Annotated in this window: 22 protein-coding genes and 1 other RNA gene; 11 read left to right on the forward strand and 12 right to left on the reverse strand. The window is 65.6% G+C overall.

What is annotated here, in order from left to right:
• Nucleotides 1-65: 65 nt before the first annotated feature.
• Nucleotides 66-602 (reverse strand): nucleotide exchange factor GrpE, encoded by a 537-nt coding sequence (gene grpE / locus HBF26_RS01485; protein ID WP_167122369.1) that lies wholly within the window; start codon nt 600-602, stop codon nt 66-68.
• 86 nt (nt 603-688) lie between these two features.
• Complete coding sequence (hrcA, locus tag HBF26_RS01490; protein WP_167026816.1) at nt 689-1,750, reverse strand: heat-inducible transcriptional repressor HrcA; 1,062 nt, start codon at nt 1,748-1,750, stop codon at nt 689-691.
• Between the two features lie 130 nt (nt 1,751-1,880).
• On the opposite strand from hrcA, the gene recN reads away from it, so the two are divergent.
• Entirely contained in the window at nt 1,881-3,551 is a 1,671-nt protein-coding gene (gene recN, locus HBF26_RS01495) for a DNA repair protein RecN (protein ID WP_167122371.1), read from the forward strand.
• Nucleotides 3,552-3,761: 210 nt separating this feature from the next.
• Here recN and HBF26_RS01500 read toward each other — a convergent pair whose 3' ends face one another.
• Nucleotides 3,762-4,391, reverse strand: coding sequence for a response regulator transcription factor (locus HBF26_RS01500; protein WP_167026811.1), 630 nt, complete (start codon nt 4,389-4,391; stop codon nt 3,762-3,764).
• A gap of 88 nt (nt 4,392-4,479) precedes the next feature.
• Between HBF26_RS01500 and HBF26_RS01505 the strand changes: the two genes are divergently transcribed.
• The gene (locus tag HBF26_RS01505) at nt 4,480-6,099 is read left to right on the forward strand and encodes an MASE1 domain-containing sensor histidine kinase (protein WP_167122373.1); all 1,620 of its coding nucleotides are present in this window, start codon (nt 4,480-4,482) and stop codon (nt 6,097-6,099) included.
• A gap of 397 nt (nt 6,100-6,496) precedes the next feature.
• Here HBF26_RS01505 and fur read toward each other — a convergent pair whose 3' ends face one another.
• Nucleotides 6,497-6,910: a ferric iron uptake transcriptional regulator gene (fur, locus tag HBF26_RS01510; RefSeq protein WP_167122375.1), complete on the reverse strand. Its 414-nt coding sequence runs from the start codon at nt 6,908-6,910 to the stop codon at nt 6,497-6,499.
• A 72-nt stretch (nt 6,911-6,982) separates the two neighbouring features.
• On the opposite strand from fur, the gene HBF26_RS01515 reads away from it, so the two are divergent.
• The gene (locus HBF26_RS01515) at nt 6,983-7,459 is read left to right on the forward strand and encodes an outer membrane protein assembly factor BamE (RefSeq protein ID WP_167122377.1); all 477 of its coding nucleotides are present in this window, start codon (nt 6,983-6,985) and stop codon (nt 7,457-7,459) included.
• Nucleotides 7,460-7,466: 7 nt separating this feature from the next.
• Here the strand turns inward: HBF26_RS01515 and HBF26_RS01520 are convergent, their stop codons facing one another.
• Both HBF26_RS01520 and HBF26_RS01525 read right to left on the reverse strand, forming a co-directional pair.
• Nucleotides 7,467-7,745: an RnfH family protein gene (locus tag HBF26_RS01520; protein ID WP_167122379.1), complete on the reverse strand. Its 279-nt coding sequence runs from the start codon at nt 7,743-7,745 to the stop codon at nt 7,467-7,469.
• Nucleotides 7,738-8,166 (reverse strand): type II toxin-antitoxin system RatA family toxin, encoded by a 429-nt coding sequence (locus HBF26_RS01525; RefSeq protein WP_167122381.1) that lies wholly within the window; start codon nt 8,164-8,166, stop codon nt 7,738-7,740. Before HBF26_RS01525 ends, HBF26_RS01520 begins: the two co-directional genes overlap by 8 nt.
• A gap of 77 nt (nt 8,167-8,243) precedes the next feature.
• Here HBF26_RS01525 and smpB point away from each other — a divergent pair, with 77 nt between their 5' ends.
• Together smpB and ssrA are read left to right on the forward strand one after the other, a co-directional pair.
• Nucleotides 8,244-8,744 (forward strand): SsrA-binding protein SmpB, encoded by a 501-nt coding sequence (smpB, locus tag HBF26_RS01530; protein ID WP_167122383.1) that lies wholly within the window; start codon nt 8,244-8,246, stop codon nt 8,742-8,744.
• A gap of 83 nt (nt 8,745-8,827) precedes the next feature.
• Nucleotides 8,828-9,181: a transfer-messenger RNA gene (gene ssrA, locus HBF26_RS01535) on the forward strand.
• Nucleotides 9,182-9,240: 59 nt separating this feature from the next.
• Here the strand turns inward: ssrA and HBF26_RS01540 are convergent.
• From HBF26_RS01540 to HBF26_RS01550, 3 genes are all read right to left on the reverse strand, one after another.
• Nucleotides 9,241-11,265, reverse strand: a complete 2,025-nt coding sequence (locus tag HBF26_RS01540; RefSeq protein WP_167122385.1) for an ATP-binding protein — start codon at nt 11,263-11,265, stop codon at nt 9,241-9,243.
• Between the two features lie 70 nt (nt 11,266-11,335).
• Nucleotides 11,336-12,127, reverse strand: a complete 792-nt coding sequence (locus tag HBF26_RS01545) for an SDR family oxidoreductase (protein WP_167122387.1) — start codon at nt 12,125-12,127, stop codon at nt 11,336-11,338.
• An 80-nt stretch (nt 12,128-12,207) separates the two neighbouring features.
• Nucleotides 12,208-12,609, reverse strand: coding sequence for a helix-turn-helix transcriptional regulator (locus HBF26_RS01550; RefSeq protein WP_167122389.1), 402 nt, complete (start codon nt 12,607-12,609; stop codon nt 12,208-12,210).
• A gap of 285 nt (nt 12,610-12,894) precedes the next feature.
• Here HBF26_RS01550 and HBF26_RS01555 point away from each other — a divergent pair, with 285 nt between their 5' ends.
• From HBF26_RS01555 to HBF26_RS19840, 4 genes are all read left to right on the forward strand, one after another.
• Complete coding sequence (locus tag HBF26_RS01555) at nt 12,895-13,497, forward strand: response regulator transcription factor (protein ID WP_338039620.1); 603 nt, start codon at nt 12,895-12,897, stop codon at nt 13,495-13,497.
• A gap of 222 nt (nt 13,498-13,719) precedes the next feature.
• Nucleotides 13,720-14,199, forward strand: coding sequence for a carboxymuconolactone decarboxylase family protein (locus tag HBF26_RS01560; RefSeq protein WP_167122393.1), 480 nt, complete (start codon nt 13,720-13,722; stop codon nt 14,197-14,199).
• A gap of 15 nt (nt 14,200-14,214) precedes the next feature.
• Nucleotides 14,215-14,634, forward strand: coding sequence for a cupin domain-containing protein (locus tag HBF26_RS01565; RefSeq protein ID WP_167122395.1), 420 nt, complete (start codon nt 14,215-14,217; stop codon nt 14,632-14,634).
• 265 nt (nt 14,635-14,899) lie between these two features.
• Nucleotides 14,900-17,824, forward strand: coding sequence for an ATP-binding protein (locus HBF26_RS19840; protein WP_167122397.1), 2,925 nt, complete (start codon nt 14,900-14,902; stop codon nt 17,822-17,824).
• Between the two features lie 28 nt (nt 17,825-17,852).
• On the opposite strand, the gene hmpA is transcribed toward HBF26_RS19840, so the two are convergent.
• Nucleotides 17,853-19,154, reverse strand: a complete 1,302-nt coding sequence (gene hmpA, locus HBF26_RS01575) for an NO-inducible flavohemoprotein (RefSeq protein WP_240151159.1) — start codon at nt 19,152-19,154, stop codon at nt 17,853-17,855.
• A 10-nt stretch (nt 19,155-19,164) separates the two neighbouring features.
• Here hmpA and norR point away from each other — a divergent pair, with 10 nt between their 5' ends.
• Both norR and HBF26_RS01585 read left to right on the forward strand, forming a co-directional pair.
• Nucleotides 19,165-20,745 (forward strand): nitric oxide reductase transcriptional regulator NorR, encoded by a 1,581-nt coding sequence (gene norR, locus HBF26_RS01580; RefSeq protein ID WP_338039612.1) that lies wholly within the window; start codon nt 19,165-19,167, stop codon nt 20,743-20,745.
• 470 nt (nt 20,746-21,215) lie between these two features.
• Nucleotides 21,216-21,659, forward strand: coding sequence for a DUF1330 domain-containing protein (locus tag HBF26_RS01585; RefSeq protein WP_167122399.1), 444 nt, complete (start codon nt 21,216-21,218; stop codon nt 21,657-21,659).
• A 45-nt stretch (nt 21,660-21,704) separates the two neighbouring features.
• On the opposite strand, the gene HBF26_RS01590 is transcribed toward HBF26_RS01585, so the two are convergent.
• Both HBF26_RS01590 and HBF26_RS01595 read right to left on the reverse strand, forming a co-directional pair.
• Nucleotides 21,705-22,253 (reverse strand): hypothetical protein, encoded by a 549-nt coding sequence (locus HBF26_RS01590; protein ID WP_167122401.1) that lies wholly within the window; start codon nt 22,251-22,253, stop codon nt 21,705-21,707.
• Nucleotides 22,234-23,487, reverse strand: a complete 1,254-nt coding sequence (locus HBF26_RS01595; protein ID WP_167122403.1) for an MFS transporter — start codon at nt 23,485-23,487, stop codon at nt 22,234-22,236. The genes HBF26_RS01590 and HBF26_RS01595 overlap by 20 nt, the downstream gene beginning before the upstream one ends.
• Nucleotides 23,488-23,594: the final 107 nt, after the last annotated feature.

A 23,594-nucleotide genomic window follows, 5' to 3' on the forward strand; every position in this document is an offset into this window, starting at 1 on the left:
CCCATCGATTCAATGCCTGGTGAGACTCCCCATGCGGCGCGAACCCGCGCCGCATGGGGCTTTGTTCAGTTGTCGCGCACGACGGCGACGAGCGCCGGACGCAGCAGACGGTCGTTGAGCACGAAACCCTTCTGGACCACCGCGACCACCGTGCCCGGCGGATGCTCGTTCGACTCGACCGAGCTGATGGCCTGGTGGTGTTCCGGGTTGAACGGCTGGTGGAGGGGGTCGACGACGGTGAGGCCGTTCGACTGCGTGACCTTTTCCAGCTGCTTCAGGGTCAGCTCCAGCCCCTCGCGCATCGTCTTCGCGTCCGCAGACTCGTTGGTGAGGCCGAGCACGATGCCGTCGTAGACCGGAAGCAGGTCGCCCAGCAGTTTCTCGTTCGCGAAACGGCGCGCCTGCTCGAGGTCGCGCTGAAGGCGGCGGCGCTGGTTCTCGATCTCCGCCCGCTCGCGCAGGACCGTCTCGCGCGCTCCGGCCAGTTCGGATTCCAGGGCGCCGAGCTTTGCGGTGAGGGCGTCGAGATCGGCGTTCACGCCGCCATCCGCCGCACCGCCGTCCTGCACCTGATCCGGCACATGGGGATCGTTGTTCTGCATGCTTGCTCCAAATGTCAGCCAACCGACCCGCTCACGGAGCGGGCCGAACATTCGCGGGAAATAGTAAACCCGCCTCCCGGGGCGGTTTATGAGGTCGCCGCGGCGCGATTCAAGGCGTCGCTTAGCAATCCGGCGGTGGCCTGCACCACCGGAATCACCCGCTCATATGCCATACGCGTCGGTCCAATAACTCCGATCGCGCCGAGCATGCGGCCGCCGGTGCCGTAGGTGGCGGTGACGATGCTGCATCCGTCCAGGGCCGAGAAGCCGGATTCCTCGCCGATGAAAAGGCGGACGCCCGGGGCCTGGACGCACATTTCCATGAGCTGGAGCAGGTCGCGCTTCTGCTGGAAGGCGTCGAACAACTCGCGGAGCCGGTCGATGTCGGCCAGCTCGGAGTACCCCATGAGGTTGGTCTGGCCGCTCACCAGCACGTCGTCGGCGTCTTCGTCGTGGGCGAACGAGGCCGTGGCCAGCTCCACCGCGCTGGCCAGCATGCGGTTGAGCTCGCCGCCGGCCTCGCGCAGTTCCGAGGCCAGGTGGGCCCGGATGTCCGCCAGCCGAAGGCCGGCGAACTGCGTATTGAGGTAATTGGCCGCCTGTTCCAGTTCGCTGCCGTCCAGCGGGCGGGCCAGCTGCACCACCCGGTTCTGCACCTGGTTGTCGGAGAACACCAGGATGACGAGCACGCGGGCGTCCGGCAGCGAGACGAAGTCGATGTGGCGCAGCGGGAAGTCGCCCTGGCGCGGCACGGTAACGACGCCGGCGAAGCGGGTCATGGCCGAGAGCAGGTTCGAGACATTGCCCAGCAGGTCGCGCGTGGTCGTCTGGTGCGGCGGCAGGCCGCCCTGCAGGCGCGCCATCTCGTCACGCGGCAGCGGCTTCAGTTCGAGCAGGCTGTCCACGAAAAGGCGCAACCCGCGCGGCGTGGGCACGCGGCCCGCCGACGTATGCGGGGACGCCACCAGCCCGGCTTCTTCCAGATCCGCCATGATGTTGCGGATGGTGGCGGGGCTGACCTCCAGGCCCGACGACTTCGCCAGCGTGCGCGAGCCGACGGGTTCGCCATCGGAAAGGTATTGGGAAATCAGGGTCCGCAGCAGCCGGCGCGCGCGAGCATCGATGTCGTGACCGGAAAACGGGTTCATGCGCTGGAGTGTCGGAGTGGGCCGGATCGTTCGCTATCAATAAGGTCTTGCCGTCCGGCTTGCAAGTCTCGGCCCTTGCGACGCCGCTGCCGCTACAATCGGCGCGACTCCATCCGCCGACCCGGGTCCCATGCTCACCTCGCTCTACGTCCGCCAGTTCGCCGTCGTCGAAGAAGCCGAGGTCGCGTTCGGCCCCGGCCTCACCGTGGTCAGCGGCGAAACCGGCGCCGGCAAGTCGCTTCTGGTCGATGCCCTCATGCTCCTGGCCGGCGCCCGCGCCGACAGCGGCATGGTTCGCGCCGGCAGCGACCGCGCCGAACTGGCCGCGGAATTCGACCTCAAAGGCCTGCCCGACGCCCTGTCCTGGTTGCGCCAGGAGGAACTGGACGACGGCGAGACCTGCCAGCTGCGGCGTGTCATTCGCACCGAGGGCAGCTCGCGCGGGTGGATCAACGGACGCCCCGCCAGCCTCGCCCAGATGTCGGCACTGGCCGCGCTGATCGTCGAGATCCACGGCCAGCATGAGCACCAGGCCCTGCTTTCCCGCCAGCATCAGATGGCCTTGCTGGATGCTTATGCAGGCAACGAGGAACGGCTGGCCCGGGTGCGCGATACGGCCCGCGCCTGGCGCGACGCCGTGGCCCGCATCCGCGCGCTGTCCGGCGGCGACGATCGCGAACGCCAGATCGAACTACTCGCACACGAGCTGGAAGAACTGGAGCGCTGGGCCCTCGCGCCGTCTGCGCTGGAAGATCTCGAAGCACAGCATCGCCGCCTCGCCAACGCGGGCCGGCTGGCCGAAGGCGCCAACGGCATCGTCGAAATGCTGGACGGCGAGAGCGAGTTCGCCATCGGGCGCGCCCTGCTCCGCGCCCATGCCGAGCTGTCGCGCCTGTCCGAACTGGACGGCACCCTCGCCCCGCTGCTCGAACTGCTGGACAGCGCGCAGATCCAGGTGGGCGAAGCGGTGGACGGCCTGGGCCGCTACGCGCAGGACGTGGAACTGGATCCGGAACGCCTCGCGGAGGTGGACACGCACCTCACCCATCTGCACGACCTGTCCCGCCGCTATCGCCTGCCGATCGAGGAACTGTTCGCAAAGGCCGACGAGGTGCGCGGCCGCCTGGCCGAACTCGAAGGCGCGGGCGAGGCACTGGACCGTCTGGCCGGCGAGCGCGACCGCCTGCGGAAGGACTACGACGTGGCCGCCGCAGCCTTGTCGAAGGCGCGCATCGATGCCGCCGGCCGGCTCGGCACCTCGGTGGCCGCCCTCATGGGCGAACTCGGCATGGCCGGTGGCCGCCTGGAGGTATCGCTGGAACCCGCCGAAGGCGACGAGCCGGACCCGCAAGGCCGCGAGCGCTGCGAACTGCTGGTCAGCGCCAATCCCGGACAACCGCCGCGCCCGCTGCGAAAAGTGGCTTCCGGCGGCGAACTCGCACGCATTAGCCTCGCCATCGAAGTGGCCACGCTGGGCAACGACAACATCGGCTGCATGATCTTCGACGAGGTGGACACCGGCATCGGTGGCGCCGTGGCGGAAGTGGTCGGCCAGAAGCTGCGCGCCCTCGGCGAGCGCGTGCAGGTGCTCTGCGTCACGCACCTTCCGCAGGTGGCCGCACAGGGCCACTCGCACCTGCAGGTGGCAAAGGAAAGCGACGGCGAGGCCACCCGCACACGCATCCGCGCGCTGAACGACGCCGGCCGCCGCGACGAACTCAGCCGCATGCTGGGCGGCGTGGAGATCACGAAGGAAACGCGCGCCCACGCGAAGAAGATGCTGGACCGCGCACAGGGGTGAACGACTTTCTGCAGGGGCCATCTCCTGTGGCAGATCCCAATGTTGCCCCGCAAGCCGCCGCGCTTTGTGTGGGAGCCGCTTCAGCGGCGATGGGTGCTAGCGGCGAGATTGCCCGCTGCCGCGGGATCGCCGGCACAGCCGGCTCCCACACAAGGCCTCCCACATAAGGCCTCCACGCAAGAAGCGCGGCTCACCTCGGAAGGCCGCGCCTCAGCTGCGGATCAGACCGCGCTCCTGCGCCATGCGGTAGAGGTCTAGCTCCGATCCTGCATTGAGCTTGTTCATGACCGCAGCGCGGTGGATGTAGATCGTTTTCTGCCCGATGCCCAGTTCCGCCGCCACCTGTTTCGGCGCGCGGCCGATGGCCAGCAGCAGGAATACTTCGCGCTCGCGCGCCGTCAGCCGGTTGAACGGATCGAGGTCGGTCGTGGCCCGGCCCGAGCGCCGTTCCCGCAGGTCCGAACTCAGGTACTGGTCGCCACCGAGCACCGAGCGGACGGCGGCCACCAGTTCCTCCGGCGCCACGCCCTTGGTGACGTAGCCACGCGCGCCGCGACGCAGGGCTTCGGAAACGTAGGGTTCGCCGTCGTGCATGCTCAGCACCACGATCTTCATGGCGGGCGCGATGCTCGCCAGGTGCTCGATCAGCGGCAGCCCGCTGCCGTCGGGTAGCGACAGATCGACCGCTACCAGGTCGGGACGATGTTGGGTAACCGCTTCCACCGCCTCGTCGGCATTGCGCGCTTCGGCGACGACGTCCAGGTCGGGTTCCAGCTCGATGAGTCGCTTGAACCCTTCGCGAACGATGGCGTGGTCATCTACTAGGACGATTCTTGGCATGGGTTGAATGTAGCAGGCTCTCCCGACGCGTGCGTACGGGGGCACGAAACCCGCCGACGGCGCGCACCCGCCGTGTACCATTCCGGCCATGCGCTTATCTGGCTTCTCCCGCTTTGCCGGCCCACTGATCGCCCTGGCCTACGCTGCCGCCTGGGTCATGCTGTGGCCGACCGAGCAGCCCTACTGGGTTCTTCCCTTCGGCCTGCGCTTTGGTGCGCTGCTGCTCACGCGCAGCCGCAACTGGCTGTGGATCCTCGGCGCCGAGATCGTCGCCAGCGCCTTTTGCGAGTGGCGCAGCGGGCTGCCGATCGGCGGGGCCGGCTTCCTGCTGGGAGACGCGCCGGAGCCGCTGATGGTGGCGGCATGCCTCTGGCTGCTGCGCCGGGCGCATCTCCACGCCAGCCTGAGCACCCCGGAAGACGTCGCCCGCCTGCTTCTTTCGGCCATGGTGACGGCCACGGTGGCCACGGCGGGCAACGCCGCCATGATGGCCTCGATGCATCCGGCCGCTCCGGTGGAAATGCTCGGCACCACGTTCGGCAGCGACCTGCTCGGCAACTACCTCGGCGTGCTGCTGATGGTGCCGGCGATGGTCCTCGTCTTCCGGGAAAGGCCCACGCAGGCGTCCATGGCGGAACTTCTGCTCGACGGCCTTCTGGTGATGCTGCCTTCACTGGCCATTCTGATCACCCTCGCCGAGTATTCGCCGCAGCCGCAGTTCGCCCGCGTGCTGTCGCTGGCGCCCGTGCTGTTCTTCGCCTTCCGGCATGGCTGGCGTGGCGCGGGGCTGGCCATGCTCATCACCAGCGTGGGCCTCAACGTCACCGAGGACATGATCGGCCGCGGCGCGCCTACCGCTGCCGCGCACCTGTTCCTGGCCGTGGCCGGTACCGGCACCCTGATGCTCGGCGCGGCCACCGACGCCCTGCGCCGCAGCAGCGAGCGCGTGGCCCAGCAAAACACCCATCTGGCCGCCGCGAACCAGCGGCTCGACCAGCTGGCCCGGCAGCTGCGCGATGCGGCCCGCGGCAACCTGCAGGCCGAAGAAAGCCTGCGCCGCCACATGGCCGCGGAACTGCACGACGAGCTGGGCCAGAATCTCACCGCCATCCAGACCCACCTCAAACTGGCGCAGAACCGACTGGGCAGCGCGGGCCTGGAAGATATCGGCATGTCCATCAACGGCATCCTGGGGCATATGCGCAAGGCGCTGCACAGGATGCTGGACAGCCTGCGTCCCTCGGTGCTGGACGAGTTCGGGCTGCTGCGCGCCCTCGACGAAGGCCCCATCCGCGACATGCTCACCGCCGCCGGCATCACTTACGTCACCGACCTGCGCGGCGAGCCCCGCCTCCTGGATGAGGACACCCTCACCGCCATCTACCGTGTGGTTCAGGAAAGTGCGACCAATGTGGTGCGCCATTCGGGCGCGAGCCGCATGACCCTGCGCCTGCGCATCGGCGTACGCGACAGCGGCCCCGTCGCCATTCTCGACATCCGCGACAACGGCACCGGCCTCTCCGCCCAACCGCGCCCGGTACGTACCGACGGTGGCGGGCGCGGCTTGCAGGGGATGAGCGACCGCATCACCGCCCTCGGCGGCCTCTTTCGCATCCGCCCGGAACCCGTCGGACTTCACCTCCGCGTGCTGCTTCGCAGCACAAGTGCCGGATCTGGCATAGGAAATTTTCCAATACCCGGCCAGTGAAAGGTTCGTTACGATCCCATTATCGATGTGGGGGAGCCGCCGTCGAGAGACGGCGAGCCCGGGTCGGTCGTGGGGACGATCGGCCCGATGAGGCGACAGGATGTCAGCCTCGCCGGTGCGACATGGTGGTCCGTGGAACCTGCGAGCAACTCGCGTTTCACGAGCCATGAAAACGCCGGATCAAGCCGCCGGTGGACAGGAGTCCACCGGCGGCGTTTTTATTTGCGTTAGTCGCCCCGCTTTGCGGGGCTGGGAGTGGGCCTCTTCGAGGCCTGTGAGTCAGCCGCTTCGCGGCTTGTGAGTCGGCCGCTGCGCGGCCTGTGAACCGTCAGTTGATCCGCTCTTACGGTTCACGGTTCACGGTTCACGGTTCACGGTTCACGCTTCACGGCCCCACTCACTTCCGCTTCTTTGGCCGCACATACAGCACCAGGCTGTGGTCCTCGATGACGTACCCGTGCCGGTCGGCGATCTCGTGCTGGAGCCGCTCGATCTCTTCGCTGATGAACTCGATGACCTTTCCGCTGTCCACGTCGATCATGTGATCGTGGTGCTTGCCGCGGTCCAGCTCGTAGACGGCCTGGCCGCCCTCGAAGTTGTGCTTCATGACGATGCCGGCCGCTTCGAACTGGGTGAGCACCCGGTACACCGTGGCGAGGCCGATGTCTTCCTGGTGCGACAGCAGGCGCTTGTAGATGTCTTCGGCGGTGAGGTGGGGCTGGTCCGCCTCCTCGAAGATCTGCAGGATCCGCATGCGCGGGTGCGTGACTTTCAGGCCCGCCTTGCGGAGCTCTTTGGTTTCCTGGTCCATGTCAGACCCCTCGCGGTGCCGTAAGGCGCTTAGTGTATCATCACAGGCTTCACGATCCGGACGTAACTACGCATGCAAAAGCTCATCCGCACGCTGGGTTTGGCCATGATGGCAACCGCCATCGCGGGCTGTGGCCTCGTCTATACCCCCGACGTGCAGCAGGGCAACCTGCTCGACAAGAAGAACGTCGACCAGTTGCAACCGGGCATGACCAAGCGCCAGGTGCTCGTGCTCCTGGGCACCCCGTCGGTCATCTCGCCTTTCGACCAGGACCGCTGGGACTACGTCTCGACCTTCTCGCACCGCGGTAAGCCGATGACCCGGCGCACCCTCACCCTCACCTTCAACAACGACACCCTCGTGCGCACCGAGGGCGACTTCTTCGCCCAGGACGCCGAGCAGCTGCTGAAGGACTCCAAGAAGTACAAGGCCAACCCCACGGGCGACGCCGAGGGCGACAAGAACACCAGCGGCAAGAAGGACGACGACGGCGGCTTCGGCGTGGGCGTGCACGGCTCGTCCGACGACAGCCCCGCCAGCAAGCGCTAAGGCCCGCTCAGGCGCCGCGCGCCGCGCGGCGCCGCCTGGCCTCCATCGGATCGAGGATCAACGGGCGATAAAGCTCCACCCTGTCCCCCTGCTCCAGCACCCGGTCGGCGGGCACTTTCTTCGCGAACACGCCCAGGCGGGCCGGATCGGGCGCCACGCCCGCCGGCAGCCCCGGACGAGCGAGTTCCACGGCTTCCCAAGCGGTGGTGCCCACCGGCACGGCCAGCGGAACCACCACCTGGCCTTCCGGACCCGCATAGGCCACTTCGACGGCAATGTCAGCCATACTGCCGGCGCGCCTCGTCGCAGAAGTCGTCCACCATGCGGTTGGCGAGTTGCTGGAAGCCCATCTTCAGCACGCTGCCACCCAGGCCCGCGTAGTCGAAATCGAGATCCAGGGAGATCTTGCAGCCCACGTCGCCCAGCGCCTGGAAGGTGAACACCCCATCCAGCGAACGGAGCGGGCCTTCCACGAACTTCATGGTGAGGCGTTCCGGCCGCTGCATGGTGTTCCGGGTAGTGAAATGCTGTTTCATGCCGGCGAAGCGGAGGTCCAGCCGGGCCACCAGGGTGTCGTCGCTCCGCTCCACCACCGTGGCGGCGTCACACCAGCCGAAGCGCTTTGGGTATGCTTCCACATCGTTGACCAGGTCGAACATCTGCGCGGGCGTGAACGGCACGATCGCACTGCGGCGGATTTCAATCATGAAGACCTCATCTCATTCGCCGGTCAAGGGACTTGCCGGCCTTGTATCAGGGACCCGATAGACCGATTTTAACGGACATGGCAAAAACGAAGGCTAAGGACACGGAAAAGGACGGCGGCGGCACCATCGCGCTGAACAAGCGCGCGCGCCACGAATATCACATCGACCAGCGCTTCGAATGCGGCATGGAGCTGCAGGGCTGGGAACTGAAGGCCCTGCGCGCCGGGCGCATCAATTTCGGCGAAGGCTGCTACGCCATCATCCAGCACGGCGAGGTCTTCCTCGTGGGCGCCCAGATTCCGCCGCTGATCAGCGCCTCCACCCACGTGGTGGCGAACGACCGGCGCACGCGGAAGCTGCTGCTGCACCGGGAGGAGATCGACCGCCTCATCGGTGCCGTGGAGCGCAAGGGCTACACCCTCGTGCCTACCGCCCTGTACTGGAAGCACAACAAGGTGAAATGCGAAATCGGCCTGGCCAAGGGCAAGCAGGAGCACGACAAGCGCCACGCCGAGAAGGAACGCGAGTGGGCCGTGGACAAGCAGCGCGTGATGCGCGCCCACAACCGCGTCGGCTGACTGAACGCGGGGTCGGGCGCCCATTGTGACAGCCCTGCCCCGCCCCTATACTTCGAGTCGGTAGTCTCACAACAGTTTTCCCCGGGGGTGTTCTGGCTTCGACGGGGGTAGTGCGATTGCCTGGTGCATGCCGAGGGGGCCGCTTTCCTCGTTAATCCAGCAGCAAACTCATAGTTGCCAACGACGACAACTACGCTCTCGCCGCTTAAGGCGTAAGCCCCGAACCGACTTGTGCTCGTGCTCGTCGGTGTAGGGTCACTATCACGAGATCGTCAATGGCTGTCGCCTCTCAGCCTACGACTAGACCTAACAGGCTGGTTTGTCGGCGCGCTTAGCACGCCGTGCTGTCGGCAAACGAGATCCAACGGTGAGCTAAGCATGTAGATCCGGGGATTAAACGCCTTCGGACGCGGGTTCGACTCCCGCCACCTCCACCAATCGACGACGGGCCAGTTGCTGAGCAACTGGCCCGTTTCGGTTTTCGCGCCGGTCCGGTTCAGCCACCCGGCAGGCATGGGAGGCGAAGCAGGAACCGGCAACGCCAGCCTTCCGGTGCATCCGCCACGACGAGCGTTCCCCCATGCGTATGAGCAATGGAGCGCGCTATCGGGAGACCGATGCCGAGGCCTCCTTGTTTGGTCGTGAAGAATCGCTCGAACACTTGGGTCGCCGCCGTTTCGCCCAGGCCCGGCCCGTTGTCATCGACGACCAGCTCTGCGTGGGCATCTTCCTCGCGCGTACTCACCCCAATGCGTCGCTCGCTCCCCTCGGTGCCGGCAAGCGCCTGGATGGCGTTGGAGACGAGATTCACGACGATCTGGCCTAGCTGGACGCGGTCACCGGTGACCCACAAAGGCTCCCGTGCGAGCGTCTGATCGAGTGTGATGTTGTTGCGGGAGATGTCGTTGGCAACGAGGCGAAGGCTCGCCTGCAGGACGTCATTCAGATCGACGGCTTCGACCTCCGGTGGTGCGCGACGCGCCATCGCCCGGATGCTGCCCAGCAGGTCCATCGCGCGCGATGTCTGGGTCAGCAAGCGGGTCGCCAGCGCATCGAGCTCGACCATGTCGGGCTCGGGGCTTGCGAGCCACTTTCGCAGGGCCATGGCGTCGAGGGCGATGACCGCCAAGGGCTGGGCAACCTCATGCGCGATGGACACGCCGAGGCCACCGAGCATGGCGACGCGCGCCGCGTGGGCACTTTCCGCTTGGGCATCGGCAACCCTTTCCTCGGCAGCCACTCGCTCGGATAAGTCATACAAAGTCACGATGCTCGTATGCGGCCGTCCCTCGATGGGTCTTAAGGAAGTCTCGAGATGGCATGGCATCGTCGAGCCGTCGCGGCGCAGCAGCGTCATGTCTGCCTGCACACGGGACTGGCCTGTCGCACATGCGGCAATGAACCGTGCGCAGTGACTAGTCTGCGGAAGGAAACGCGCGATGGGACCGACGATGTCGGCTTCACTGCGCGCACCGACCATCCTCAGGAATTCCGTGTTTCCGGAAACGAACTTCAGACCCGAGCGTGCGCGCCGGTGAACGGCGGGGTGCGCATCGAGATAGGCTTCGACGTCGTCGATACCAGACGCGATGAGTTCTCGGGCCGTCTCGAACAGGGACCGTGAGTCCACCTCGGCCACGGCACAGGGAATGGCATCGAAGAGCTCACGGTAACGGCGCGCCGTCGCTTCGACCGAAGCCACGGTGCCGCCCATGGTGCCCGTATCGGTGATGCCGACGTTGGTCACATCGCCGCTGGACGCAGGCCCCGCGAAGGTCACGTTCATCACGCCATCGAAGGCACGCCCATCGAGTGCGCAAAAGCGGGTGGTGACCACCTGGAAAGTCTCGCCATCCACGGCCTCTGCAATAGCCTCCGCGAAGTCGGCCAGGCTGTCGTCCGGGATGATAAGACCAAGGTTGTCGAGCGGGGCATGCCGAGAGCTGCTCGAGAACATGTCGAGCGCACTATCTGTCACGCGCAGGACGCGGGCTTCGGCAAGCATGGCGCGGACCATCGCGGGACGTTCAATCAGGAAGCCGGCAAGGTTGTGTACACCGGCTTCGACAAGTGTCTTCGCGCGTGCCATCACGGCGTCGAAATCGACCGACCACCAGGACGCCGGTGCCGGACATCCGGAATGGTACGCGCGCTCCTGTCCCTTCTGGATGGCTCCCGTCAGATCGGTGCCGAACTCCACAATGGACGTGTCGCCCAAACGGTGTCCGACGGCGATGCGCACAATGTGCGCGATGTGGAGATGACCAGAGCGTGTCAGGCGCTCACAAACGCCTGACCAGGTCCGGAGCGTGCGGTGAGCCTCAGGTTCGCGCAGTCCAGGAAACCGGAAGGATTGGCACCGCAGGCGCTGTTGCAGGCTCTGGCCCAGCATGTCCTTGCGTAGCCAGCCATAGGTACGCTCGGCAGACGCATTCCAGTCTGTAATGTCACCGTTGCCCGTCAGGGTCACCACCGACCCCGGAAAACCGGACCTCTCACCGAGCGCTGCCATTGCGGTCATCGTTTTCCATCCTCGTACTGCGTCGAACCGTTTGCCGTCACAGAAGTGCAATGCCCCTGCCCGGCCGCTGTCAGCCCACCCGGTTGCCGGCAAGCGCTGCCTTGCCTGCCGCACTTACAGCCCACGCATCGAACGACTGGGGGCCTGTCATCGTCGGCTTCTCGGGCACAAGGGAGCGCCGATCAATCTTTCCGCCGAAATAGGTAGCCTCGTTGGAGGTCCGGGCCGTGCGCCTGTCGCCCGTCAGGTCGAAGTAGCGCTGGATCCACGTCTCGAACGTGTTTTCCTCGGGCCCTGCTACCGACACGAAGCCATGCACGGGCGGTGCGATAGCAACGTCGACAAGGGCCGCGACGGCGTCGTCGATGGCAACCGGGCGAAGATCGGCATCGGGCACAGCCGCAACGTCGCCGTGGGTGAAGTCATCAGCCATGACTCCGAGCCACTCGAAAAACTGGGTGGAACGGACGATGGTGTACGGCAGGCCCGACCCGACCACCGCCTGCTCCTGTGCGATCTTGCCGTGGGCATACGCGATGTGTGGCACCGTGTCGATGCCGACGATGGAGAGGACGACGTGGTGACGGATGCGTGCCGCGCGCGCTGCAGGAATGATGTGAGTGGCCGCGTTGGCAAAGAAGTTCATGAGCGTTTCTTCGTCGTATGCCGGCACGTTGGTGGCATCGATGACGACCTCCGCGCCGTTCATCGCATCGGCAAGCCCTTCGCCGGTGACGAGGTCGACACCGGTACGGCGCGATGCGGCGAATACATCCCACCCCTTGCTCTCGAGCAATTTGACGGCCTTTGCGCCGGTCATGCCACTACCGCCGAGCACGACAGCCTTTCGTTTTTCGTTCATGGCTCACCTCTTTCTGGTACTTGGTTTGATGTTGCGCAGGCCAGGAGCCGTCTGCGGCGCATGCACGGGAAGTGCTGCGCTCACTCTCCCAGACGTTTTCGGTAGGTGCCTGGTGACATCCGGAACAGCCGCGTGAATGCGTTGGTAAAGTGCGCCTGGTCGAAAAAGCCCAGGGTAACGGCGATGTCGACGATGGCATCGGGGCCATCGAGGAGGTCCAGGGCCCGGCGCATCCGCTGCTGAAGGTGCCAGCGTGACGGCGTCATGCCGGTGCTCACCTTGAACGCGCGGGTGAAATGGCTTCTCGACACCCCGCATTCGGAGACAGCCGCCATAAGGGCGCAGTGGATGGAGACCTCTCGACCCAGGTGACGCTGCGCGATGATGAGCTGCCTTGGGCGCAGGGCTCCCCGTGAGCGCGGATTGGCGTGCACGGCAAGTTCGACAGGCTTCGATTCGTTTGACGCAACGACACAGGACATGAGTCTTCCCCGGCATCGCCGGCGCATGGGAGCCGGCACGTTTAGCGTAGGGTGCGCGTGGATGACCGAAAATCTGCGGACGGGCCCAGGATGGACACGGAGGTGGGGAAATCCCTGACACTTTCGTGTCACGCGCCGGGCAGCCTGCGTCAATTCATCCATATGGGTATTGATAAACGCGCTTCGTCGCCGGACGATCAGGCGACGACAGGCGGCCTCCCGCCCTTGGTCGGGCTCAGACAGAAGGGGTACACGGTGAACGAGCCCAGCGAGACGACGATCACGGTGCTTATCACGGATGACCATCCAGCCATGCGTCAGGGCCTTGCATCGGCGATCGCAAGGGAACCGGACATGACGGTGGTCGCCGAGGCGGCCGATGGTGCGGAAGCCGTGTCCATGTACCGCCTCCATCGTCCCAGTGTTGCCTTGCTCGACCTGCAGATGCCCCGCGTCGACGGCATCGAGGCCATGGAAACCATCAAGGCCGACTTCCCCGATGCCAATCTGATCGTGCTGACCAGTTACCCCGGGGACGCACGCGTTACGCGGGCCCTGTCGCTCGGAGCGACGTCGTACCTGCTGAAGACCGCCACCCTCGACGAGATCACCCGTGCCATTCGCTCGTCCCTGACGGGTCGCCATGTCGTCGCTCCGGAGATTGCCTACGACATCGCGCGGCATGCAGGCTCCGAACCGCTCACCGTCAGGGAACTCAAGGTGCTTCGTCTGGCCGGTGCCGGCCAGAGCAACAAGGCCATTGCCGCGGCCCTGTTCGTGTCGGAAGACACGGTCAAGTCACGCATGCGTAGCATCATGGCCAAGCTCGGTGCACTCGACCGGACACACGCGGTCATGATTGCCGTGCAACGGGGCTTCCTCGACTAGCGTTGAGGCAGGTACCCGTTCGCGGTCTGCGCCTTTCGTCCAATACCACACCCTTCGCCCAGCGCAGTCTGCGTGCCGCGACGTGATGCTCGCGCACCACGCGAGTACGGACACGTCAGCCGGACATGGCGGATGGGTGCGCCCCTCTGCGCCGTCCTGTCCATCTCATCGTGCCGCCCAGTGCGGCATGCGGCACTGACTCCGACTGCAGGACAACCAGAAATGACCGAACGATTCGACTACATGAAGCTTTCCGGCGAGATGACCAGGAAGCTCATGGAATTGAGTTTCCTCGACGAGAAATCCGCCATCGGCAAGGAGATCCACGACTTGCTCAAGATTCGCGCCTCGCAGATGAATGGGTGCGCGTTTTGCGTCGACATGCACGTCAAGCAGGCCACGCTCCATGGCGAGCGCCCCCTTCGCATGCACCACGTCGCCATATGGCGCGAGTCGACGCTGTTCTCTCCCGAGGAGCGTGCTGCACTGGCGTGGACTGAAGCGCTCACCGTCATTCCTCACGGCGGTGTACCCGATGCGCTCTTTGCCGAGGTCCGAGAACACTTCTCGGAGAAGGAAATCTCGGATCTGACCTTCGCCATCATGATCATCAACGCCTGGAACCGGGCCAACGTCGCCGCACTGGCACCACCAGGAGCGCACGACAAGGAATGGGGCCTCGACAAGGCCAACCTCACCTGACCAAGGAGAAACACCATGCGCAACATCAAGACCTTGCTCCTCGCCCTTCTCCTTACGCCGTTGCCCGCCCTGGCCGGCAAGATGGAACTGCCGCACGCCACCGTCACCGATCTCATGACGAAGGTGCTCGATGACGAGCCAGGCAAGGCCATTACCGCGTTTACCGTCGAGTTCAAGCCCGGCGCCGTCGACCCGGTGCACCGCCATGACGCACATGCCATCGTTTATGTGCTCGAAGGGACGATCGTCATGGGCCTGAAAGGGCAGCCGGAGGTGACGCTCAAGCCTGGCGACACGTTCTACGAAGGCCCGAACGATATCCACACGATCGGACGCAATGCCAGCAAGACGGCGCCGGCCAAGTTCATCGTGTTCATGCTCAAGGACAAGGACGCCCCGTTGCTGACCCCCGTCGACGACCACGTTGGCCACTGACCCATGTTTCCCTGCCCCGCCCCGGGGCAGGGTTTCAGGCGGGCAGGACGTTTGCGGGGACTCCGGCCGTGATCTGATCGATTCCCATGCGCCTCGCGCTTGTTTCGTTCCCCTTCCTCAGTGCACTCTGCCCCTGTCCGGACGCCGTACCCGCGCCAAGGAAAAAACGATGCCATCCCGGGGAAGCTTTCCCTTCATTCTTCTGACGGCACTGCTTGCCGCTACGTGGCTGCGCCCGTCGTCCGCAATCGAGGCACCGGGCAACGTGCCCGAGTCGCTCGGCAGCTTCCATCACACCGCCTTCCTGCGCAAAGACGGTGCGCCGGGAGATGTGTCGAGTGTCGAGAGAACCGCAGACGGCTTTCTGTGGCTTGCCGGCACGCGAGGTGTGACACGGTTCGATGGCGCGCGTTTTGACGAGTTCGTCCCGCTGCCCGGTGAGCACTACGAACAACCGCAGCTCAACCGCGTCTATCCCGCCACTGGCGGGGGCTTGTGGCTGCTCAACGAAACGCATGGCCCGACACTGCTCCGGGACGGGCACCTTTTCGACAAGGGCGCGGTGGCCGGCTTTGTGGGCTCGAGCGGACGCATGTTTCGCGGGCCCGACGCCAGGGAGTGGGCGGTCACCTCGGACGCGGTCATGCGCTACGACGGACAGCAATGGCGAGTGTTCGCCCGCTCGGCGAAAGACGGCATCTTCCATGACGCCACCTTCGACGCTCACGGCAATCTGTGGGTCGTGCGAGGGACCGGCGTGGAAGTCGCACGCGGCGGCAAGGGGCCGCTCGTCCCGGCCGAGGGTGCCCCCGCCAATGTGCGCCGCATTGGCGCCGGCGCCTCCGGGCGCCTGTATCTGCGGCGCGCAAACGATGTGGCCATCTACCGTGACAACGGCCGCACGATGAGCGAGGCGGCAAAGCCCATTGCCAGCTATGCCAACGAGGCGCGCGAGTCCCCATCCGGGTCACTGTGGATGACCAGCCCCACGCGCGGCATCGTCTATGCCTCCGCCGAGTCCCTTGCAGCAGCCGAACGCAATGGCACCACGCCGATGGTCGAGGTGTTCGACAAGGCCGACGGCCTCAGTGGCACGTACCCCTGGCCCATCTGGTTCGACGACGATGGCGGGACCTGGATCGGAACAGATTCCGGCATCGACCGCTTCCGCCGCGCGGCGTTTACAAAAGTGCGGCTGCCACAGGGCATCCACGAGGTGTCGGCCGCCGTTTCCGCGGACGGGACGATCTGGGTCGGCAGCGAGACGATGCCGGTGCTTCGTGTCGATCCCAAGGGGCCGGTGACGGAAACCGTCGTACCAAAGGAAGCGCTGGGGATGTCGTACGACCCGGCATCGCAAACGGCGCTCGCCGCCACGCCCGAGGGTATCTGGCAGCTCGCTCCAGGTGATCCCGTTCTCGTGGCGCCGCGTCCGGCCGACGGCGGCACAATCATCAACTGTGTCGCCAAGGACCTGCAGGGACGCATCATCGCCTGCGCTTCGCTACCGACGCATGGCCTGACCATCTGGAACGGCAAGACGTGGGAAAACCTCATCCGTGGCCCCCTGCGGGTCCGCTCTGTGACCATCGGTCCGGACAATGCGCTGTGGGCACCCACGGTATCCCGCAACCAGTTGTTTGTCTCCCGCGACAACAACCTTACCGAGTACGGTGCGCGCGACGGGTTGTCTGCCGGCACGGTCAAGGCGGTCCTCGCGCTCGGCGCTCAGGCATGGATTGGTGGCGATGCGGGGTTGCAGTACTTCGATGGCACCGCCTTTGCCTCCGTGCACACGATGACACCCGACGTGTTCGTGCCTGCCACCGGGGTGGTCCTCGACAAGCAGGGCTCACTTTGGGTCCAGACGCTCCAGGGCGTGGTCCGTGTCCCGCGCGACGAGGTGCAGAAGTTCCTCGCCAATCACGACTACAAGGTGTCTTACCGCCTCTACACGTCCGAAGACGGCATTCCGGGATCCCCCGACCCGGACCGAACGCTGCCAACGCTCAGGTTGTCCGATGACGGACGCATCTGGGCGCAGACGACCACGGGACTTGCATGGATCTCACCCGACTTGCCAGAGCGAGCGCCTTCGCGGCTGCGCCTGTATGTGGAGTCCTTGTCGACGGAGTCGGCCACGCACGAGGCGACCGGCGCGATCCGGCTGCAGCCCGATGAGCAGACCTTCCGCATCACCTACACCACGCCTTACCTGACGGCGCCGGACGCCGTGCGCTTTTCCTATCGGCTCGTTGGATACAACGACGAGTGGCAGGACGCGGGAATGCGCCGCGAAGCCGTCTTCACCAAGGTGCCGCCCGGGTCGTACCGCTTTGAACTCAAAGCCAGCGCCGAAGGTACGGTGGATGCTGCCATCGCTGCCGTCGACATCGAACGAGTGCCTGCGGTCCACGAGACCTGGTGGTTCCGTTCGCTCGGCATCGTCCCCGTCCTGCTCGCCATCTGGCTCGTGTTTCACCTGCGTACCCGGCGGCTCGAAGAAAAACTACGCATCCGCTCGGCCGAGCGCGAGGCAGTGGCGCGGGACATCCACGACACCCTGCTCCAGCGTCTGCATGCGCTGCTGGTGTCCCTGCAGTCGTTCGCCGCGGATGGGTCGCTGCAACGCCGGCAACAAGACGAGGTGGTGCGAATGGCCGATGCAGCGCGCCAGGGCATCGTGGAAGCGCGCCACAAGCTCATCGCCCTGCGCGGTGCAGGTGACCAGCGGCTCGATCTCTATGACGCGCTCAGCCGTGAGGGACGACGCCTGCAGGAAGGCACCGAGGTGGGCTTTTCGGTCAAGCTCGCCGGCGGAGCCGCCGTCATTGCCGATCTCCATGCCGAGGACCTCCGGGACATGGCCACGGAGGCGCTGCGCAACGCGTTCCACCACGCGCGTGCGTCGCGCGTTGAGGTAACCATCAACGTTGACCAGCACGCGCTCTGGGTGGTGGTCGCCGATGACGGCGTCGGATTCTCGCAGGCCGAGGTCGAACGCGCGATGGCCGCCGGTCACTTCGGCCTCAAGGGATTACAGGAGCGGGCCGACCAGATCCGGGCGCACGTCCATATCGACACCGAACCAGGCCACGGCACGGAAGTCCACATCCGCCACTCTCTGCGACCGGGCGACGCCAGTCCCCCGGCACGGTCCCGCTCCGCCGTGCGGCGTTTCTTTCCGTAACGCCGCCGCGAGCGGACAGCCAGCAGGGTCAATCGAGCGACGCGGCCGGACCAAAGAACTCAAAGCGCGCCTGAGCCTGTGGGACACCAAGGGCGCGCAGTGAATCGCGGACCACCTTCATGAACGGCTTCGGCCCCAGGAAATAGACGTCGGCGGTACCGGCTTCGGGCATCCAGCGCGCCAGCATCTGCTTGTCGAGAAAGCCCCACGCGTGGGGTTCGGGGTCGCCTGCACGTTCCACTTCGTAGCAGAAATAGTGACGCAACCGGGGATACGACGATGCGAGATCCTCGATGGTCTTGCGGAAGGCGTGAGCACCGGCATGGCGCGTTGCATGGATGAAATGGATGGTGCGCCCCGTCTGCGTTGCCGCGTCGAGCATGGCGAGGGTCGGAGTGATGCCCACGCCACCGCTGATGAGCACGACGTCGCGCCCGCTGTCTTCAAGGACAAAGTGACCGGACGGCGGATAGAGCTCTACGGTGTCCCCGACGCCGACCATGTCATGCAGGTAGTTTGAGACGAGACCGCCGGGTTGGCGCTTGACGCTGATGCGGTAGGTGCGCCCGTCGGCGATGGCAGACAGCGAGTAGTTGCGCCGCACGTCGATGCCGTCCACGAGAACGCGCAGGCCGATGTACTGGCCCGGGGCATGGGCGAGGACCGGAAGGCCATCGACGGGCATGAAACGGAACGAGGTTATTTCATCGCTCTCGACGGTCTTTTCAACGACACGGAAGGTGCGTTCGTCGCGCCAGCCGCCCTCGGCCGAAGCCTGCGCCTTGTAGACCGCTTCCTCCGCGCCGGACAGCATGTCGGCGAGCTGGCCGTAGGCCGCCCCCCAGGCCTCGATGACATCGTCGGTTGCCACCGCCGCGCCGAGGACCTCGCGGATGGCTCGCAGAAGACAGGTGCCGACGACCGGGTAGTGTTCGGCGCGGATGCGCAGGGACACGTGCTTGTTGACGATGGCCGGAACCAAGTCACCGAGCCCTTCGAGCCGGTCGATATGCCGCGCATACATGAGCACGCCATTGGCCAGCGCGCGTGGCTGATCGCCCGTCAGTTGGTTGGCCTGGTTGAAGTACGGGCGCACTTCCGGGTACTCGCGAAGCAGGATGCCGTAGAAGTGGGTGGTGAGGGCCTCACCGCAAGCATCGAGAAGGGGCACGGTGGCACGGACAATGGCCTTTTGGGATTCGCTCAGCATGATGGTGCATCCAGATGGGGTGCACTGGTCTATCCACGGATCGTGCCAGCGCCTGCGACGTTTTGGATCAAGGCCTTGGCGTTGCCCGGGGTCATAATGACTTCCTTCATCCGGAGTCATCGGGACTCCCGTGGAAGTCGATATGACCGCATCCGGCACGACCCTGGCAGCCCTGCTCCCCCTCATGGACGATCTCTCGGTCGATCTCCCGAACGCGGAGCGCTACCGCCGCCTGCTCGCCACGCTACGCGAGCTCTTGCCCTGCGACGCCAGCGCCATCCTGCGTCTCGACGGCGACACTCTTGTTCCCCTGGCGGTGGACGGCCTGAGTCTGGATACGCTCGGCCGGCGCTTTCGGATAGCCGACCATCCCCGCTTTGCCATGCTCCTGGCGAGCCCCGGTCCCACGCTGTTTCCTGCCGACAGTCCCCTGCCCGACCCGTACGATGGCCTCGTTGCGGCTGCACCGAGGCTCGACGTCCACGACTGCATGGGGTGCCGGCTCGAAACAGGCGGACAGGCATGGGGGCTGCTCACCCTGGACGCGCTCGAACCCGGCCGATTCTCGCAAGACGACATCGATACGCTGCGTGCGTTTGCGAGCCTCGCGGCAGCAACGGTGATGGCTGGGATGCGCATGGCACGCCTCGCCCATGAAGCCGATCGCGAGCGGGCCCGCGCGGAAAGTTTCCAGGCGGCAGCCAACCGGGCAACGCCCCGCACACTCCTTGGCCGCAGCCCCGCCATGCAGCGCTTGATGGAAGAGATTGCAGTGGTCGCACCCAGCGAGCTTGCTGTCCTCATCCGTGGGGAGACCGGCACCGGCAAGGAACTGGTCGCACAAGCCGTCCATGCGGCCTCCGCGCGAGCGGACCGTCCGCTCATTGCGGTGAATTGCGCCGCGTTCCCAGCGCAGCTGCTCGAGAGCGAACTGTTCGGCCATGTGCGGGGGGCTTTTTCCGGAGCGACATCCGACCGGCGGGGCAAGTTCGAACTCGCCGACCGTGGCACGCTGTTTCTCGATGAGGTCGCAGACCTTTCACTGGCCGCGCAGGCCGCCATGTTGCGGGTCATGCAAAGCGGGCACGTCCAGCGCATCGGATCGGACCGCGAGCACCATGTGGACGTGCGCATCATCGCCGCGAGCAACCGCGACCTCGCCGAGGAGGTGCGTGAGGGGCGCTGCCGCGCGGACTTTTTCCACCGACTGAGCGCCTACCCCATAATCGTGCCGAACCTGCGCGAACGCGGAACGGACGTGTTGCTGCTCGCTGGTGCGTTCCTCGAGGAAAATCGCGCGCGACACCATCGCACCGGCTTGCGTCTGTCGCCCGAGGCCCAGCAGGCGCTGCTCGATGCACCGTGGCCAGGCAACGTGCGCGAACTCGAGCACACCATCGGACGGGCCGTGCTCAAGGCGAGCGCGCGATCGCCAGGAGCGACAGGTGCGCTGACCGTGGAAGCAGGTGACCTCGACCTGTCCATTGCCCCCGCGCCGATTCCGCAGGCCCCAACTGCAATTGAAGGGCCGGTCATCGGTCTGCGAGCTGCCGTTACGAGGTTTGAGCGGGATTACATTCTCGCCGCCGTCAGACGGCATGACGGCAACTGGGCGGCGGCCGCGCGCGAGCTTGGCACCGATCGGGCCAACTTACGCCGGTCAGCCACCCGGCTTGGAATCCGGGGCACGACGCAGGACACCCGCGATTGAACCGGCCGTGCAAACCGAATGCATTTGGGCCCGTTTGCGATCAGTTTTACGAAAGCCCGCGATTCGCCGGTATCGAGGGTCACAGAACCGGCAACCTGTCTGCCAGATCTCGGGCATGGCCAACGGTTCCCCAAGACGCGCGTGAGCCCACGACGTAGAGCCTCGCTTTAGCCCGTGAAACCATTACGTTAAGTATGTTCGGCGTGGCCGCGCCCAGCGCCGTGCACCTCTTCGATTGCCTTCTTAATGACCTCCGCCAGCGCGCCCGCTCGCTCGGTCGACCGGTGACCTAGTTCGGCCAGGATCTTCCGACCGAGTGATAGATCTGTGGGCCGACGCCAAGATGAATTGCCGACCCAATCGCTCAACTTCGGCACCCCGTTTCCCACCCATGGCACAAAATAATCCGGGTAATATTGATCTACATAATTTACCCGGGTATATTTCACCACTGCTACGTGGAGATCAACATGTCATCGCCCAATGGCACCAGCTTTTACCTGGAACCGACCCAAGAGTCCGGACGCGCTTTCGTAGCGAAGCAAATGCAAGGCTCTCTCGTCATGCTGAACCTACTGCGCTTTCGCGAAACTGCGGACTACTCCGATCACCCATCGCTGGCGCCGCCCAATCCCATCAGCGGCATGGCGGCGTTCGATCTGTATATCCGGCATACGCTTCCGTTTCTGCACGAGAGCGGAGGCGATCTGTTGTTCCTAGGTCGTGGCGACCGATTCCTCATCGGCCCGGAACACGAACGCTGGGACCTCGTCATGATGGTCAGGCAATCCAGCGTCGCCGCGTTTCTCGCCTTCGCGACGCACGCCGGCTATCTGGCAGGCATAGGGCACCGAACAGCGGCTATCGAAGATTCAAGGCTTCTCCCGCTGACGCCGATCGAGCACCCGTCGTGAGGAGCACAGCACGTAGAGAGTCGCCGTCATTTGCGAGAACGACTCTCACCGCACCGCCACGAGCGGACGCCCAGCAGTCGCCAGGTGGTCGACATCGATCACCGTGCCATGCCGAGACTCGAACCAGGCCCCGTCGACATCCACGGCCTGCCCTTCTCTCAGTTTCACCCCTTGGGCCGCATGCGGGGGAAAGCGAAGGATCACGCCGTCGTCTAACAGCGCGCCATGGATGTCGCCTTTCGGGCCGTGGAGCAAACGTTCCACGACACCGCTATAACCCCACCGTTCCCTCTTGCCTTCCAGGTGTTTCGGAAGCTTTTCATGGCCCGGACCCTCGTCGACCACAGTGCGCCCGCGTGCGGGCGTCACGGCAAGGGCGACGATGAGCGGCATCCCACGATGGCGCAGGCCCCGCACCGTGACCTGCTCGCCGGGACGGATGCGCGACAGCAGTTGGCCGGACAGGTGCGGGGCAACATGGATCTCGGTGTCGTCGTCCAGCAGCAGGCCGTCGAGCAGGCCATGCGGGTTGAGCACAAGGGTGCGGACGATGCCACGGGTTTCGGGAAGGTGATCAGGATCGATCCAGTGCATGGGCAGGCTCCGGGTTAGTTCGGGATGGACGGGGTGGCGAAGGCAGCGCCGCGCGCGCGACCAGCCAGATGACCAGCGCGCCGGCGGCGAGTGCGCCGAGGCACAAGAAAGACGCGGCGAATCCGTAGAGTTCGGCGATCCAGCCACCAAGCGCGGGACTTAAGGCAGCGCCCAGCCCCTGGGCGGCGAGAACGGCACCCTGCGCGACGTTGGCGCGTCCGGTGCCGCGCATCAGGTGGGCCACCAGCGCCGGCACGGCCACGCTCTGCAACCCGGCACCGATGCCGTCGAGCACCTGCACGGGCACGACGCCCCACGGGGCCATCCATAGCGCGGCCACGATGCCTCTCACCGGCAGGGCCACAAGGGTGACAAGCACGACCCACCAGTGGCCGCGCGTCCGCATCCAGCGCATGGCGCCCAGCGAGGCGCCCACCATCACGAGTTGTGCGATGACGATAGTCAGCGACGTGAAGAGCGAGGGATCCGCCTGCCCGCGCGCGACGACCGCGAGGCCGAAGAGCGGCAGCATGGCCGCGTTGCCCAGGTGAAACAGGCACAGCGTGCCGGCAAGCAACAGAAGCGGCCGGCTGCGCCAGAGCAGGCGAAACCCGCCGGCCGCCTCGCTCTGCCCCGGCGCCTCTTCCGACATGCCTCGAGCACGCCGGTCGTCGATGTCCTCGCGACGGATGAGGTAGACGGTGGCGATAGCAAGCACGCCGAACGCTGCGGCGAGCATGAAGATCGCCGTGAATCCGAACCGCCATCCGAGATAACCCGACAACGCGGCCGCCGCCACGTTGCCCGCATGGTTGGCCACCTGCACGCGACCGAACTGCCGGTCGAAACCGTCCTGCCCGACCAGGCCCAGGGTCAGGCCCGCAAGCACCGGACCGAACACCGCGCCGGTAAGTGCCGTAAGCACCTGGGACGCGACCACCGCGGGAAACGAGGTCGAGATGAGGACAATGCACGTCGCAAGCACCGTGCCGATGCTCGCCGACGCGACGATGCCCCTCTTGTGCTTGGTGCTGTCCACGAGTGCGCCCGCCGGCACGGTGGCGACGAGCGCGACCAGCCCGCCGATGGTCATGGCCGTGCCGATGCGCCCCGGCGCCCAATGGTGCGCCTGCAGGTACACGCCGAGGAACGGGCCAACGCCCGCCTGTACGTCGGCGAGGAAGAACCCCGCCGCTTCGAGGGCGCGGGGCGAACGCAATGACACTGTCGCCATGGATTCCCGCTAATCGATTCCTGATGCGCGATGGTCCCGGGCTCGCCCCTGCTTTAGCGTGAAAAATTCGCCCTCGGGAAAGACGACAGATCGTCACGTAACTTCCT

Source organism: Luteibacter jiangsuensis, assembly GCF_011742555.1.
Classification (GTDB): Bacteria; Pseudomonadota; Gammaproteobacteria; order Xanthomonadales; family Rhodanobacteraceae; genus Luteibacter; species Luteibacter jiangsuensis.